The organism is Rahnella sp. R3(2024) (genome assembly GCF_042920125.1).
Taxonomy (GTDB): domain Bacteria; phylum Pseudomonadota; class Gammaproteobacteria; order Enterobacterales; family Enterobacteriaceae; genus Rahnella; species Rahnella rivi.
Genome location: NZ_JBHGBU010000001.1, coordinates 1,544,704 through 1,560,562 on the forward strand (window position 1 = coordinate 1,544,704; position 15,859 = coordinate 1,560,562).

General features: G+C 56.3%; 11 protein-coding genes. 6 read left to right on the plus strand and 5 right to left on the minus strand.

Going from position 1 to position 15,859, the window contains the following annotated elements; genetic code table 11:
• Window positions 1-45: 45 nt before the first annotated feature.
• The 3 genes from malM to malK all read right to left on the minus strand — a co-directional run bounded on the left by malM (window position 46) and on the right by malK (window position 3,609).
• Window positions 46-942, minus strand: coding sequence for a maltose operon protein MalM (malM, locus tag ABSH60_RS06915; RefSeq protein ID WP_056782380.1), 897 nt, complete (start codon window positions 940-942; stop codon window positions 46-48).
• Window positions 943-1,174: 232 nt separating this feature from the next.
• Window positions 1,175-2,473, minus strand: coding sequence for a maltoporin (locus ABSH60_RS06920; RefSeq protein WP_162997873.1), 1,299 nt, complete (start codon window positions 2,471-2,473; stop codon window positions 1,175-1,177).
• 26 nt (window positions 2,474-2,499) lie between these two features.
• The gene (malK, locus tag ABSH60_RS06925; protein WP_056782382.1) at window positions 2,500-3,609 is read right to left on the minus strand and encodes a maltose/maltodextrin ABC transporter ATP-binding protein MalK; all 1,110 of its coding nucleotides are present in this window, start codon (window positions 3,607-3,609) and stop codon (window positions 2,500-2,502) included.
• 366 nt (window positions 3,610-3,975) lie between these two features.
• Here malK and malE point away from each other — a divergent pair, with 366 nt between their 5' ends.
• The 5 genes from malE (at window position 3,976) to ABSH60_RS06950 (ending at window position 8,234) form a co-directional block, all read left to right on the plus strand.
• On the plus strand, window positions 3,976-5,190 hold the full coding sequence (malE, locus tag ABSH60_RS06930; protein ID WP_056782383.1) for a maltose/maltodextrin ABC transporter substrate-binding protein MalE: 1,215 nt from the start codon (window positions 3,976-3,978) through the stop codon (window positions 5,188-5,190).
• Window positions 5,191-5,261: 71 nt separating this feature from the next.
• Window positions 5,262-6,806, plus strand: coding sequence for a maltose ABC transporter permease MalF (gene malF / locus ABSH60_RS06935; protein ID WP_390973307.1), 1,545 nt, complete (start codon window positions 5,262-5,264; stop codon window positions 6,804-6,806).
• 13 nt (window positions 6,807-6,819) lie between these two features.
• Window positions 6,820-7,710, plus strand: coding sequence for a maltose ABC transporter permease MalG (gene malG, locus ABSH60_RS06940; RefSeq protein WP_056782385.1), 891 nt, complete (start codon window positions 6,820-6,822; stop codon window positions 7,708-7,710).
• A gap of 73 nt (window positions 7,711-7,783) precedes the next feature.
• On the plus strand, window positions 7,784-7,990 hold the full coding sequence (locus ABSH60_RS06945; RefSeq protein WP_390973309.1) for a hypothetical protein: 207 nt from the start codon (window positions 7,784-7,786) through the stop codon (window positions 7,988-7,990).
• A gap of 64 nt (window positions 7,991-8,054) precedes the next feature.
• On the plus strand, window positions 8,055-8,234 hold the full coding sequence (locus tag ABSH60_RS06950) for a hypothetical protein (RefSeq protein ID WP_122096248.1): 180 nt from the start codon (window positions 8,055-8,057) through the stop codon (window positions 8,232-8,234).
• A gap of 51 nt (window positions 8,235-8,285) precedes the next feature.
• Here ABSH60_RS06950 and malQ read toward each other — a convergent pair whose 3' ends face one another.
• Entirely contained in the window at window positions 8,286-10,373 is a 2,088-nt protein-coding gene (gene malQ, locus ABSH60_RS06955) for a 4-alpha-glucanotransferase (protein ID WP_056782386.1), read from the minus strand.
• Window positions 10,374-10,382: 9 nt separating this feature from the next.
• On the minus strand, window positions 10,383-12,785 hold the full coding sequence (gene malP, locus ABSH60_RS06960; RefSeq protein WP_390973311.1) for a maltodextrin phosphorylase: 2,403 nt from the start codon (window positions 12,783-12,785) through the stop codon (window positions 10,383-10,385).
• A gap of 320 nt (window positions 12,786-13,105) precedes the next feature.
• Between malP and malT the strand changes: the two genes are divergently transcribed.
• Window positions 13,106-15,832 (plus strand): HTH-type transcriptional regulator MalT, encoded by a 2,727-nt coding sequence (malT, locus tag ABSH60_RS06965; protein WP_056782388.1) that lies wholly within the window; start codon window positions 13,106-13,108, stop codon window positions 15,830-15,832.
• Window positions 15,833-15,859 lie beyond the last annotated feature (27 nt).

The following is a 15,859-nucleotide window of genomic DNA, read 5'->3' on the forward strand; positions in this document are numbered from 1 at the left end:
AGAGATGTTGCGCCTCTCCCTTCACAGGGGGAGGCGCTGAAAAACTCAGTGCTTCACGCTTTCAATAAAGGTTTTACGGGCGGTTTTTGAACCCAGGCGTTCGGCTTCGTCCAGCAGTTTCAGGGCTTTATCGACATCCCCTGCTTTCACCGCTTTCCTGATCGCGTCGTTGAAGTAAGTTTCTGAATCGGTGAGCATTGGCTCAGACGGTTTGGCCGGGGCTGGTGCAGGTGCCGGAGCTTGTGTGCTGCCGACAACCACCGGCGCTGCCGCCGCAGGGGCGGAAGACGGGAAGATCTGACCAATCATCACGTTACCGGTTTTCTGCTCGGCGGTAACTTTCAGGCTCAGCGTGCCGGTTGGTGTATGACGGGCAATCGGATCCGGGATATCCGGTACCGCGTTACCCACGCCAGCGGCAAAGGCTTTGGCCGGGTTGACCATCTGCGTGGTCGCTGCCAGATCCTGACGGGTGGTGTACACCAGCAGATAAATTTGTTTCTGACCCAGGGCTGGCGTCAGTTTCAGCGTGCCTTCCAGACGGTCGCTGGAGACGATCCCCGGTTTCTGATACGGGAAATAGCTGGAAGGATAAAAGGCCGCCGGACGCATCTGTTCATCCAGCACCAGAACATTTGGCGCATACAGCGTTTTCCCGGTCGCGATACTGGTCAGCGTGATCTCAAGCGAGCCACGGTCGGCAGGCAATGCGAATGCCCCGACGGCGCCCTGAATTTGCCCCTGATTAATCTGTACGCTGGTCGTCCCTAGCGTCACATCCTGCGTCACTGGCGGAACCAGCGGCGTCCATGAAAGGTTGCGTAAGGTCTGGCTGGAAATCGCCGGAGCGGTATTCGCATCATTCTGCGCGGCATTCACCACCGCAGGGGCAGCAGCCAGCAGGCTCAGCGACAGACACAGTGACAGCAGATTCTTTTTCATTGTTGTTTCCTTTGAAATCACCATGAAGGCTGGCGGTCATCAGCGATAATCCGCCAGCCAGCACATCTTCTTTACTGCGATTTTTTTTAAAGCTTACATTGCCATTTTTCCAAACTCTTTCGGGTTGCCGGAAGGAGGCAAGCGTCCAAGTCCCCGGGAGCGTAGACCACTACGTGACCGGGGCGAGGACGCGCAGCCAACGCATCGGCAGCGCGAAGGAGGAAGGAAAAATTTACCACCAGATTTCCATCTGGGCGCCGAATGTCACTTCATCGTCATTACCACGGCTGAAGGTACGGGTGCTGGTGTCGTTCATGGCTAAGCCATTGTTTGAACCGCTGTCGGTGTCGTAGCCCCATTTTTCATCCCAGTTTGCATAGGTTGCAAACACACGGATGGCCGGACGTGACCAGATGCTGTCGCCAGCCTGCCACTGTTGTGCGAGGGTGACTTTATACTGACCGTTGCGATCGCTGGTACGCTGAGACTTCACGTTGTCGTAACCGACTTCCAGCAAGGTGCTCATGATCGGGGTCCATTTGTACATCGGACGAACACCGACGGTATACCAGGTGGTGCCGTTGTTGTTATCGCGGTCAACGTCCTGATACATCGCCACATACATCAGGCTCCAGGTGTCGTTGAAGTCGATAGCACCGTGGTCGAGAACGCGGATCATGCTGCCGTTGTTGTCGATGGCCGCACCGTTAGAGTGGCCGTTTGCTGCGCCCTGGCCCGGATCGGTCATGGAATCAGAGGCGTATTGCAGGACGAATTTGTTGTAGCCGTTATAGATGCTCTGCGTGTGTTCCGCAGTCACCAGGAAGCCGTCTTTGGTGGCATTGTCAGCGAAGGAATAACCGTCACGCGCATTGGCACGACCGTAATCCACACCTAACTCCAGCACGCCGCCCGGGTTAGTTTGCAGGCCTGCCAGACGAACGTCGAACACGTCGTTGGAGGTTGGCACTTCGTTGCGCTGATCGGCGATATAGCCGTAGGAGCCGCCGCTTTCGGTGTTACGGGTAGCTGCCAGAGACAGTTTACCGAAGCCCAGATCCACATCTTCCAGACCCGCACCAGGACCTGAAATATCCCAGTAGTAGAAGTCGATCATGTGAACGTCATGACGTTGGTAGAAACGCTTACCGGCCCAGATGGTGGAACCCGGCAGCCATTCGATCAGGTTCTTACCCTTCACGTTGGCTTCGCGGAAAGCCGGATCGGTTGACTCCCAGTCGTTTTGCTGTGATACGGAATACGCCACGTTGGTGTCGAAGTAGAAGCTCTTATCCCCTTCTTTCCAGACTTCCTGGCCGAGTTTTAACTCTGCGTACGTCTCACATTCGTTACCGAGACGATATTTGCTGTCTGCGCCTGTCGCTTTAAAACATTGCTGCTCGCCACCGCTGCCGGTCCAGCCAATACCCGAACGGGCATAACCGGTGAAATCAACCGCCATTGCTTGTGTAGAAAGGATGCCAGCAGCCACTGCCAGCGCCAGGGAAGAACTACGCATTGTGATCATCATTTTCTCCTGTAGGGGATCGCGTGCTTTCAAACACCAGGTTCGGGGTGTAACCGGCGACAGGCTGTTCCGTCTTCGCGGAACAGATGGCAGCGGTGTGGCGGCAAACCGATGGCGAATGTTGCACCTTCTTCTACCAGCACCACGTCGTTCTGGCGGTACACCAGGTTCTGACGAATTGCCGGAATTTGGATGTGGATCTGTGTTTCGTTACCCAGTTGCTCGACGACCTGCACTTCGCCGGAAAGCGTCACTTCAGCGACGTCGCTTGGCAGAAGATGTTCAGGACGGATACCCAGTGACAGGTTGCTGCCGACTTTCACGTCGGTGCCTTCGACGGGCAGCCAGACTTGCTGGCGGTTTGGCAACTCGACCTGCACGCGCGCAGGCTCAGTACCGGTGACTTTCACCGGCAGGAAATTCATTTTTGGGGAGCCGATAAAACCGGCGACAAAACGGTTGGCAGGATAGTGATACAGCTCGAGCGGTTTACCGACCTGCGCGATATGTCCGGCATCGAGCACCACGATTTTATCGGCCAGCGTCATCGCTTCGACCTGATCGTGAGTCACGTAAATCATGGTGCGTTTCAGGCGCTTATGCAGGCGTGAAATCTCAATACGCATTTGCACACGCAGCGCGGCATCTAAGTTGGAAAGTGGCTCATCGAGCAGGAATACGGTCGGTTCAGCCACCAGCGTACGGCCAATCGCCACGCGCTGACGTTGTCCGCCGGAAAGGGCTTTCGGACGCCGGTCGAGCAGGTGCGCCAGCTGCAACACTTCGGACACCTGATTCACCCGCTGAGTGATCTCTGCTTTTTTCGTCCCGGCCAGCTTCAGGCCGAAAGACATGTTTTCTGCCACCGACAGATGCGGATAAAGCGCATAAGACTGAAACACCATGCCAATGCCGCGTTCGGCAGGGGGCACTTCGTTCATGCGTTTATCGCCAATCTTCAGTTCGCCGGACGTAATGTCTTCCAGACCGGCAATCATGCGCAGGAGGGTTGATTTGCCACAGCCGGACGGCCCGACAAACACCACAAACTCGCCTTCTTCTATTTCCAGATTGATGTCGCTGGAAATCACGGTGTCGCCAAAGGCTTTGTACACGCTGTTAAGGGAAACGCTCGCCATCCTGAACTCCTGTACTTGCTGCCAGCGATGAAACTCAATGCAACGAAGAGTGAAGGAATAGCGGCTAAGCGTAATCATCCGTAACAAAGTTTTTCATGGGGGAGGAGCAGGGAGGATGACGCTTTCGCGCAACCGGATGAAAGTTCACAGCAAAAATCAAATTCGTGATCTGAATGGCAAAAAACGAAGCATATTTTTGAGTGATGAACCACATAACGCCTGAGAGTGTCGGCGGGATCACATTCTGAGAGCCGGGGGCGTAGACGGGGGGATGATGAAGCGCTGCCGGGTTGAATCCACACTGGCGGCGTACCCTGAATTTTCCGTCTAAGACGTTAAAAAAACCGACTACAAAAGGATTGGATTATGACCCTCAGCATTAAGGCTCCTTTCATCAAGAAAGTCGTGAAACACACACTGGCACTCTCGGCGCTGGCTACGCTGGTGCTGTCATCTTCCGCCTTCGCTAAAATAGAAGAAGGGAAGCTGGTCATCTGGATCAACGGTGACAAGGGCTATAATGGCCTGGCGGAAGTCGGTAAGAAATTCGAAAAAGACACCGGCATTAAAGTCACGGTAGAACATCCGGACAAGCTGGAAGAGAAATACCCGCAAGTCGCGGCGACCGGCGGCGGCCCTGACATCATCTTCTGGGCGCATGACCGTTTTGGCGGCTACGCACAGTCCGGCCTGCTGGCTGAAATCAGCCCGGACCAAACCTTCAAAGACAAACTGTTCCCGTTTACCTGGGATGCCGTTACCTTCAACGGCAAGCTGATCGGCTACCCGGTCGCAGTGGAAGCGCTGTCACTGATTTACAACAAAGACATCATTAAAGAAGCGCCGAAAACCTGGGAAGAGATCCCGGCGCTGGATAAAGAGCTGCGCGCCAAAGGCAAGAGCGCCATCATGTGGAACCTGCAGGAACCGTACTTTACCTGGCCCATCATCGCGGCTGACGGCGGTTATGCGTTCAAGTATGAAAACGGCAAATACAACATCAAAGATACCGGCGTGAATAACGCAGGTTCGCAGGCTGGCCTGCAATTCATCATCGATCTGGTGAAAAACAAACACATCAACGCCGATACCGATTATTCCATCGCCGAAGCCGCCTTCAACAAAGGCCAGACCGCGATGACCATCGACGGCCCGTGGGCGTGGTCAAACCTCGACAAGAGCAAAATCAACTACGGCGTAACGCTCTTGCCAACCTTCCACGGCAAGCCGTCTAAACCGTTCGTCGGCGTGCTGACGGCCGGTATCAACGCCGCCAGTCCGAACAAAGAACTGGCGAAAGAGTTCCTGGAAAACTACCTGATCACCGACGAAGGTCTGGCTGTCGTGAACAAGGACAAACCACTGGGTGCCGTGGCGCTGAAGTCTTATCAGGAACAACTGGAAAAAGACCCGCGCATTGCCGCCACCATGGCTAACTCGCAGAACGGCGAAATCATGCCGAACATCCCGCAGATGAGCGCCTTCTGGTATGCAGAACGCAGCGCAATCATCAACGCGGTGAATGGCCGTCAGACCGTTCCGCAAGCGCTGAAAGACGTAGAAACACGCATTACCAAGTAATGCCAAAGCATTAGCTCAATGAACGGTGCGCAGCCTTCGGGTTGCGCACCGCCACCACAAGGATTGTCCTTATGCCAGTAGCCAAAAAAAGACCGTTGGGCAATGCGTTCAAGTGGCTGGTCATCGCCCTGCTCGCCTGCTTATCCGGTTATCTGATCGTGCTGATGTATGCGCAGGGCGAAACCCTTTTTGCCGTTCTGGCGCTGATTCTCTCCAGCCTCGGCCTGTATATTTATGGCAACCGCCGCGCCTACTCGTGGCGCTACGTCTACCCCGGCCTGGCCGGGATGTCGTTATTTGTGCTGTTCCCGCTGGTTTGCACCATCGCGATTGCCTTCACCAACTACAGCAGTACCAACCAGCTGACCTTTGAGCGCGCGCAGTCGGTGCTGATGGGCCGTGAATTCCAGGGCGGAAAAGCACTCAATTTCGCGCTCTACCCTGCCGGTGACAAATGGCAGCTGGCACTGACTTTGGCAGATAACAGCGAGACGCTGGTTTCTCCGCCTTTTGCCTTTAACGCCTCCGCGCCGCAAACGCTGGAGATGCTGCCGCAGACCGCCCCTTCCGCTGAAAAAGCCGGGCTGCGGGTGGTGACGCAAAACCGCCTGGCGCTGGGCCAGATTTTGGCGAAATTACCCGACGGAGAAACGCTGCGCATGAGCTCCCTGCGCCAGTTCTCCGGCACGCAGTCGTTGTACAAACGGGGTGAAGATGGGAAAGAGCTGACCAACGTACAAACCGGCACCATTTACCGTCCGAACATGGACACCGGTTTCTATCAGGCAGTGAACGCTCAGGGTGAATGGCAGGCAGAAAAACTCAGCCCCGGCTTTACCGTCGGCATCGGCTGGGGCAACTTCCTGCGCGTATTGCATGACGAAGGGATCCAGAAACCCTTCCTGTCGATTTTCGTCTGGACCGTGGTGTTTGCCCTGCTGACCGTGGTGCTGACGGTGGCTGTCGGCATGGTGCTGGCCTGCGTGGTGCAGTGGGAAGAGCTGAAAGGTAAAGCGGCGTACCGCATCCTGTTGATCCTGCCTTACGCCGTTCCCGCGTTCATCTCGATTCTGATTTTCAAAGGGTTATTCAACCAGAGTTTTGGTGAGATCAACCTGATGCTCAGCGCGCTTTTTGGCATCAAACCGGCATGGTTCAGCGACCCGTGGACCGCCAAAAGCATGATCATTATCGTCAACACCTGGCTCGGTTATCCGTACATGATGATCCTGTGTATGGGCCTGCTGAAAGCCATTCCCGACGATCTTTACGAAGCCTCGGCGATGGACGGCGCGACGCCGATGCAGAACTTCTTCCGCATCACGCTGCCTTTGCTCATCAAACCGCTGACGCCGCTGATGATTGCCAGCTTTGCCTTTAACTTTAATAACTTCGTGCTGATTCAGTTACTGACCAACGGCGGACCGGACATGCTCGGCACCACCACGCCAGCGGGCCATACCGATTTGCTGGTCAGTTACACCTATCGCATCGCCTTCGAAGGCGGCGGCGGGCAGGACTTCGGGCTGGCGGCGGCGATTGCCACGCTGATCTTCCTGCTGGTCGGTGCGCTGGCTATCGTGAACCTGAAAGCCTCACGCATGAAATTCGACTAAGGAGAAACAGACAATGCCCATGGTTAAACCTAAGTCGCAGAAAGTCAGATTGCTGGTGACGCATCTTTTGCTGCTGTGCTTTCTGGCGCTGATCTTGTTCCCGCTGCTGATGGTGTTCGCCATCTCGCTGCGGCCGGGTAACTTCGCCACCGGCAGCCTGATCCCGGATCAGGTGTCGTGGGATCACTGGAAACTGGCGCTCGGTATCGCCGTCACTAACAGCGACGGCAGCATCACGCCGCCGCCGTTCCCGGTGATGCTGTGGCTGTGGAACTCGATCAAAATCGCCGTGATTACCGCGATCGGGATCGTCGCCCTTTCCACCACCTGCGCCTACGCGTTTGCCCGCATGAAATTCCGCGGTAAAAGTTCGCTGCTCAAGGGAATGTTGATCTTCCAGATGTTCCCGGCGGTACTGTCGCTGGTGGCGTTATACGCCCTGTTCGACCGCCTCGGCGTGTACGTGCCGTTCCTCGGCCTGAACACCCACGGCGGCGTCATTTTCGCGTACATGGGCGGCATCGCGCTGCACGTCTGGACCATCAAAGGCTATTTCGAAACCATCGACGGCTCGCTGGAAGAAGCCGCCGCGCTGGACGGCGCCACCCCGTGGCAGGCTTTCCGTCTGGTGCTGCTGCCGCTGTCGGTACCGATTCTGGCGGTGGTCTTTATTCTGTCGTTCATCGCGGCCATCACCGAAGTACCGGTGGCGTCGTTACTGCTGCGTGACGTCAACAGCTACACCCTGGCAGTCGGGATGCAGCAATACCTGAACCCGCAAAACTACCTGTGGGGCGATTTCGCGGCGGCAGCCATATTGTCCGCCATCCCGATTACGGCAGTGTTCCTGATTGCCCAACGCTGGCTTGTCGGCGGCTTAACGGCAGGCGGGGTGAAAGGTTAACGTAAGGCTAATGCGCTTGTTCCACTTGTAAGATTCCCTGTGTCTTGGGCGGCTGAATAAGCCGCCTTTTTTTATGTTTGCAGATATCGTTGATGTAAAACTCCTGAAAATAAGCAGACCTGTTCCGGGGCTGGCTTCTTTTTACCAGTACTGGGGATTTATTTATGACGAGCATGGGGATATGAAAGTTAACAAATCGCACTTGTTAAATAAATTACGCCATTTAGGTCAGCGAGGTGGAGTGCATGATTTTGAGTGGCCTGACGCGGGGCTTAGCTGAACCGGTATAGGAAATGCATTATTTAAACAGTAGAGTGTTCAAAAATCACACTAAAGGAATAGTTATGAGAACAATTGATGAGATTTTAAAAACGTTACCCCCTGAAATAGTGGCTAATTATCATAGAAATAAAGAGCAACGCCGCATCGTTGGCGACATGATGTTTACCATCCTCGATCCCTGCGACATTCTGGTGGGCATTCTTGCTCAAGGCGAAGAAACAGCAACGCATTCTTCCTGTTAGGCCATACGTAAAAAAGCCCCTTGCGGGGCTTTCTTGATCCTTCTCTCAACTTCAGCTCACCGACACTTTCCGGCGGCGTTTATCGAGGTCTTTGATCAGCTTATTCACCTGCTCGTCGGCAAACATCTCTTCGAGCGTGTGGGAAAGCTTGCGACGCCAGTTCGGGTATTCGTCGCTGGTGCCGGGTACGTTGACCGGTGCGTCCATGTCCAGCCAGTCTTCCGGTTGCAGGCCGAGCAGGGCACAGGCGCTGTCGGCGACGTAGCGTTGCAGGCCACGGTTAAGCACCGGGGTCATCTCCATCAGCGCGGCTTTACGCCCGGTTTTCTTCGGGATGCAGTCGTAATGATGCAGCCCGTCGAGCAGACCCTGACGCGCACGGGCGCGGTCGGCGTACAGCTCTTCTAAAACTGCGTCATCGCGGTACAACCCCAGGGTTTTGCCCAGCGCCAGATCATCGCTTTGCCAGTATCCGCGCAGCGTCGGCAGGTCGTGTGTGGTGATGGTTGCCATCGCCTGCACCGGATACGACTGCGGCGCGCGGAAGTTGTTTTCCTCATCGCGCTCGAAATACAGCACTTTGTAGGAATAGACGCCGCTTTCACGCAGCTTACTGACGATCTCCACCGGTACCGTGCCCAGATCTTCGCCGATCACCATGCAGCGGTGACGCTGGCTTTCCAGCGCTAAAATCGCCAGCAGATCGTCCACCGGATATTGCACGTACGCGCCTTTATCCGCCGTTTCACCGGCCGGGATCCACCACAGGCGCAGCAACGTCATCACGTGATCGATACGCAATGCGCCGCAGCTGGTCATGTTGGAACGCAGCAGATCGATAAACGGCTGATAGCCGCGCCTGACCATCACGTGAGGATCCATCGGACGCAGATCCCAGTTCTGACCGAGCGGGCCGAGAATATCCGGCGGTGCGCCGACCGAGGCTTTCAGACAATAGAGTTCGCCATCACCCCAGGTTTCGGATCCGCCTTCGACGACGCCGACCGCCAGGTCGCGGTACAACCCCATCGGCATATCCTGCTGCTGGCTGGTGTGATAACAACGGGCGAACTGGGTTTCCGCCAGCCATTGCAGCCACAGATAAAACTCCACATCTTGCGCATGTTGTTCGCAAAATGCCCGCACGGCTGGCCCGCGTGCATTGTGATATTTCTCCGGCCAGCGGTTCCAGCCCAGGGCCACATCGGTTTCTTTCGCCAGATGCTCGTACAGCGCATCAAACGCCGCCTGAAGATACAGACTTTCACCACCCTGTTTGACGAAATTCGCCAGGGATTTCACCTGCGGATCCTGCGTTTTCCGGCCAAGAAAATGGGCGTACGCCAGCCGTAAACCTTCCAGTTTCAGCGGCATCACACCGGCGTAATCGACCCAGTCATTGGCGCGAACGGCCTGCAAACGTTGCTGCGTCAGCGGCTGATGCCACCACTGCTGCGCGGCGTCGCTCAGCCTGAAATCGTCCACTGCGCCGACGTCGATATAAATGACGTTCAGCCAGCGGCGGGACGACGGGCTGTACGGGCTGGCCGCCACCGGATTGGCCGGATACAGTGCGTGGATCGGGTTCAGGCCGACAAACGCCCCGCCGCGTTCAGCGACGTTTTTCAGTAAGACGTTAAGATCGCCGAAATCGCCGATACCCCAGTTATTTTCCGAACGCAGCGTATAAAGCTGCACGCAGGCGCCCCACAGTTTTTTACCGGCCAGCAAAGCGTCCGGTTCGTAACAGCGTTTCGGCGCCACAATAACCCGGCAATCCCACTGCTGTGCGTCCTGCGTCAGCGTCAGCTGGTGATAACCGGTGGGAATTTTCCCCGGCAGCGCCAGCGTCATTTTTCCGCTCACGCGCCCGTGAGAAGTGGCTCCGCTTTCCAGGCGCAGCGTCCAGCCGTATTCACCGTCTCCCCCCACCGGCAACGCCAGACGGCTGCCGGTGACGAACACTTTCACCAACGGCACCGGCGTGACGGCCGGGTGGCGTTCTGCCACCCAGCCCATCGCCGATAACAGCTCGCGCTTGGTTTCAGCGGCAATCGCCTGCTGCTTGCCGTGCGCGTTAATAAAACCAGAGGAAATTCCCGCCTCCCTGGCGGCCTGCTCCAGTGCTTTGTTCTCCATGCGGGCTCCTTATCGCTTCGCCTGCCAGATCCGCTGCTGATAATCGCGGATCGAGCGGTCGGAACTGAACATCCCTACGCGGGCTGTGTTGAGAATGGTTTTACGCGTCCATTCCTGCTGATCGCGATACAGGGCATCGATTTTTTGCTGCGCCGCGCAGTAATCCGCGAAATCGGCCAGCACCAGATAAGGATCGCCGCCGCCGAGCAAACTGTCGAGCATCAGGCTGAACGCCTGTTTGTCGCCCTCGCTGAAGAAGCCGTTTTCCAGTTCTTTGAGGATCTTATCCAGATGCTTGTCTTTCTTGCGGATCTTCAGCGGATCGTAGCCTTTTGCCTGCAGTGCTTTGACCTGATCAACGGTATTCCCGAAGATGAAGATATTGTCTTCGCCGACTTCTTCGGCAATTTCGACGTTCGCGCCGTCGAGCGTACCGACGGTCAGTGCGCCGTTCAGCGCCAGCTTCATGTTGCCGGTGCCGGAGGCTTCTTTCCCGGCAGTAGATATTTGCTCGGAAACATCGGCGGCCGGGATCATCAGTTCAGCCACGGAGACGCGGTAATCCGGGATAAACACCACTTTGATGCGATCACGCACCAGCGGATCGTTATTCACTTTTTCCGCCACTTTATTGATGGCGTAAATGATGTTTTTCGCCAGGTAATAACCCGGTGCCGCTTTCGCGCCGAACAGGAACACACGCGGCACCATGTCCATTTCCGGGTTATCGCGCAGCTGGCGGTACAGCGACAGAATGTGCAGCAGGTTCAGATGCTGGCGTTTGTATTCGTGCAGGCGTTTGATCTGCACATCGAAAATCGCGTCAGGGTTGAGCGTCAGCCCCATGACGTTTTTCACGTAATCCGCCAGTTTGATTTTGTTCTGGCGCTTAATATCCTGATAACGCTGGCGGAATTTTTTATCGTCGGCGAAACCTTCCAGCCCTTTCAGGGCATCGAGATCGTTCACCCACTCGGTTTTCAGCGTCTCATCAATCAGCGATGACAGCGCCGGATTACACTGTTTCAGCCAGCGACGCGGCGTGATGCCGTTGGTGACATTGTGGAATTTGTTCGGCCACAGCTGGTGATATTCCGGGAACAGGTCCTTGACCACCAGTTCAGAATGCAGCGCCGCCACGCCGTTCACCGCAAAACCGCTGACCACGCACAGGTTCGCCATGCGCACTTGTTTGTTCTGGTGAACAGACAGTTTTTCCCAGACGGCTTTATCGCCCGGCCACTGTTTTTCGACCACTTTTTTGAAGCGGGCGTTGATGGCTTTGATCAGCGAGAAGTGGCGCGGCAGCAGGCTGCGGACCAGTTTTTCATCCCAGCATTCCAGCGCTTCCGGCATCAGCGTGTGATTGGTGTAGGCGAAAGTCTGGCTGGTGATCGCCCAGGCGGCGTCCCAGTCCAGCTGGTGTTCGTCGAGCAAAATACGCAGCAGCTCCGGAATAGCGATGGTCGGATGCGTGTCGTTGAGCTGGATGACTTCGAATTTCGGCAGATCCTGAATTTTGCGCCCCAGGAAATGATGGCGGCGCAGGATGTCGGCGACCGAACAGGCACACTGGAAATACTGCTGCATCAGGCGCAGGCGTTTACCGGCATCGTGGTTGTCATTCGGATACAGCACTTTGGTGAGCTTCGCGGCATCAATGCCTTTTTGCTCCGCTTTCAGAAATTCACCGTCGTTGAACAGGGTCAGATCAAACGGATGTACGTCAGTCGCCTGCCACAAACGCAGCGGCTGGGTGACGCCATTTTTGTAACCGACCACCGGCAGATCCCAGGCTTCACCGCGCAGGGTAAACGCCGGATGCCATTGTTCTTCGCCCTTTTCGTTCTTGGTCAGCTTGCCGCCAAAGGCGACATCAACCGACAGTGAGCTGTTGTGGCTGAACCACGGGTAACTTTCCCGGTGCCAGTTGTCCGGCGCTTCCTGTTGTTTGCCTTCGCTGAACGACTGGCGGAATAACCCGTACTGATAATTCAGGCCGTAGCCGGTCGCCGGTTGCCCGACGGTCGCCATTGAATCGAGGAAACAGGCCGCCAGACGGCCTAATCCGCCATTGCCCAGCGCCGGATCGGTTTCCTGCTCCAGCACATCGGCCAGCTCAACGCCCTGCTCTTTCAGCGCCTGTTGCACGGTGTCATACCAGCCGAGGTTGATCAGGTTATTCGCGGTCAGGCGCCCGATCAGGAACTCCATCGAAATATAGTTCACGTGCCGCTGCGGCTGCTTTGTCGCTGCGGGCACCGGCTGCGCACTGAGTTGCTCGGATAACGCGGCACTGGTGGCCTGCCACCACTGATGCGGCGTCATGTCCTGCGCCTGTTGTAAACCGAACCCCTGCCACTGGCGTTTCAGCGCGGCTAAAAACTGCGTTTTATCCAAAGTCACCTGCATCACATGCCTCTTTATCCGGGAATTTGTAGGGAAGTCTGATGTTGATTATCACTATGCTGACGCTTGTGTCGGTGAGCGGCATCATCCCGTCACAGATTAGGCGGGGAGGAGAAACGGGGCGTAGCCGGAGGAGACAGGGGGTCAGGGCGAACGGCGGAAAATTTGTATTAAGAAGTGTGATGCAGAGCAACTTAACGGCATGTAAAGACGTAACATTCTTGCAATCAATGTTTCAAAGGAGGACTTTAGGAAAAGTGATTAATTACACGCTGTGAAATAATTAAGCCGCCCCCAGATTATCGTCAAAAGAATCGAAAAAAATGCTGATCCCGTCAAAACTGAGCCGCCCGGTGCGGCAGCAAAATACTGTGGTTCGCGATCGTCTGCTGACGAAACTCTCGACTGCGCCTAATTATCGTCTGACCCTGGTCGCCAGCCCGGCGGGCTATGGGAAAACGACGCTGGTGGCACACTGGGCGGCGGGTAAAAGCGATCTGGGCTGGTATTCTCTGGATGAAAGCGACAATCAGCCGGAGCGTTTTGCCAGCTACCTGATCGCCGCCGTTCAGCAGGCCTGCGGCGGTCATTGCGTGAAGAGCGAAGCCTTGAGCCAGAAGCATCAGTACGCCAGTTTGTCCGCGTTGTTCGGGCAACTGTTCGTGGAGCTTTCCGACTGGCACCGCCCGCTGTTGCTGGTGATCGACGACTACCATCTGATTTCGAACGATGCCATTCATGAGGGCATGCGCTTTTTCCTGCGCCATCAGCCGGAGAATATGTCGCTGGTGGTGCTCTCCCGTACCCTGCCACCGCTGGGCATCGCGAACCTGCGCGTGCGCGACCAGTTGCTGGAGCTGAACGCTTCCCATCTGGCCTTTACCCATCCCGAAACACAACAATTCTTCGACTGCCGTCTCAGGGATCCGATCGATCAGGCTGACAGCAGCCGTCTGTGTGATGACGTCGCGGGCTGGGCCACCGCGCTGCAACTGATTGCGCTCTCAGCGCGCCAGTCCACCACGCCTGCCCAGCAGTCAACTCAGCAATCCGCCCGTAAACTTGCCGGGCTGAATGCCAGCCATTTATCCGAGTATCTGGTGGATGAAGTGCTGGATCGCGTGGATGCGCCGACGCGTGATTTCCTGCTGCGCTGCTCGCTGCTGCGCTCAATGAATGACGCGCTGATTGTGCGTCTGACCGGCGGAGACAACGGCCAGCAGCGTCTGGAAGAATTAGAGCGCCAGGGATTATTCATCCATCGCATGGATGACACGGGCGAATGGTTTAACTTCCACCCTTTGTTTGCCACCTTCCTGCGTCAGCGCTGCCAGTGGGAACTGGCGGCTGAACTGCCCGCCATTCATCGTGCGGCTGCCGAAGGCTGGCTGGCGCAAGGCTTCCCCGCCGAAGCCATTCATCACGCGCTGGGAGCCGAAGACACCGATATGCTGCGGGATATTCTGCTGCAACACGCCTGGGCGCTGTTTAATCAAAGCGAACTGGCCTTGCTGGAAGAGTGTCTGAACGCGCTGCCGTATGAGCGCCTGATCCAAAATCCCAAGCTGGTCCTGTTGCAGGCCTGGCTGGCACAAAGTCAGCATCGTTATGCCGAAGTGGAAACCCTGCTGGTGCGCGCGGAAAGTGAAATGCAACAGCGCAGCATTGTGATGGAGCAGGACATGACCGCCGAGTTCGACGCCCTGCGCGCGCAGGTGGCGATCAACGATGGCCGTCAGGATGAGGCGGAAAAACTGGCCGCCGATGCCCTGCGTTTCCTGCCGTATGAAAGCTATTACAGCCGCATCGTCGCCACCTCAGTCACCGGTGAGATTCAGCACTGCAAAGGCGATCTCACCCGCGCGCTGCCGCTGATGCAGCAAACTGAACAGATCGCCCGCCGGTACGAAGCTTATCACTACGCGTTATGGGCGCTGCTGCAACAGAGTGAAATCCTGATTGCTCAGGGCTATTTGCAGGCGGCCTATGAAATGCAGGATCGCGCGTTTGAACTGGTGCGCGAGCAACATCTCGAACAGTTACCGATGCATGAATTCCTGCTGCGTCTGCGGTCACAGTTATTGTGGTCGTGGTCGCGGCTTGACGATGCCGAAGAGGCCGCCCGTGAAGGGCTCAACGTGCTGACCAATTTCCAGCCGCAGCAGCAGTTGCAATGTCTGGCGATGCTGGCGAAATGCTCGCTGGCGCGCGGCCAGCTCGACAACGCGCACCACCATTTACAGCGCTGCGAGGCCCTGCTTAAAACCGGTCAGTACCATATTGACTGGCTGACCAACACCGACAAGCCACGGGTGATTTACTGGCAGATGATCGGCGATAAAGCCGCCGCGCGACAATGGCTGCAACAGGCCAGAAAACCGGACATGGCGGACAACCATTTCCAGCAGGGCCAGTGGCGCAATATTGCCCGCGTGCAGATTTTGCTGGAGAAGTTTGATGAAGCCGAAGTGGTGCTGGATGAACTGAACCAGAACGCCCGCCAGCTGCGTCTGACCAGCGATCTGAACCGCAATCTGCTGCTGAGTAATCTGCTGTACTGGCATACCGGGCGCAAAAGCGACGCGCAGAAAGTCCTGATCGAAGCGCTCGGGCTGGCGAACCGCACCGGCTTTGTCAGCCACTTCGTCATCGAAGGCGAAATGATGGCGCAGCAACTTCGTCAGCTGATTCAGCTTAATTTGCTGCCCGAGCTGGAACAGCGCCGCGCCCAGCAAATCCTGCGCGAGATTAACCAGCATCACCGCCACAAGTTTGCACATTTCGACGAAGGCTTCGTTAATAAGCTGCTGACCCACCCGCAGGTGCCGGAACTCATTCGCACCAGCCCGCTGACCCAGCGCGAGTGGCAGGTACTGGGGCTGATCTATTCCGGTTACAGCAATGATCAGATCGCCGGTGAGCTGGATGTGGCGTCCACCACCATCAAAACGCATATCCGTAACCTGTATCAAAAACTCGGCGTCGCACACCGCCAGGAAGCTGTGCAGCAGGCTCAGCATCTGTTGCAGGTGATGGGCTACGGCGCGTAATTCCTTTACCTCATTCCCGCCTTTAAT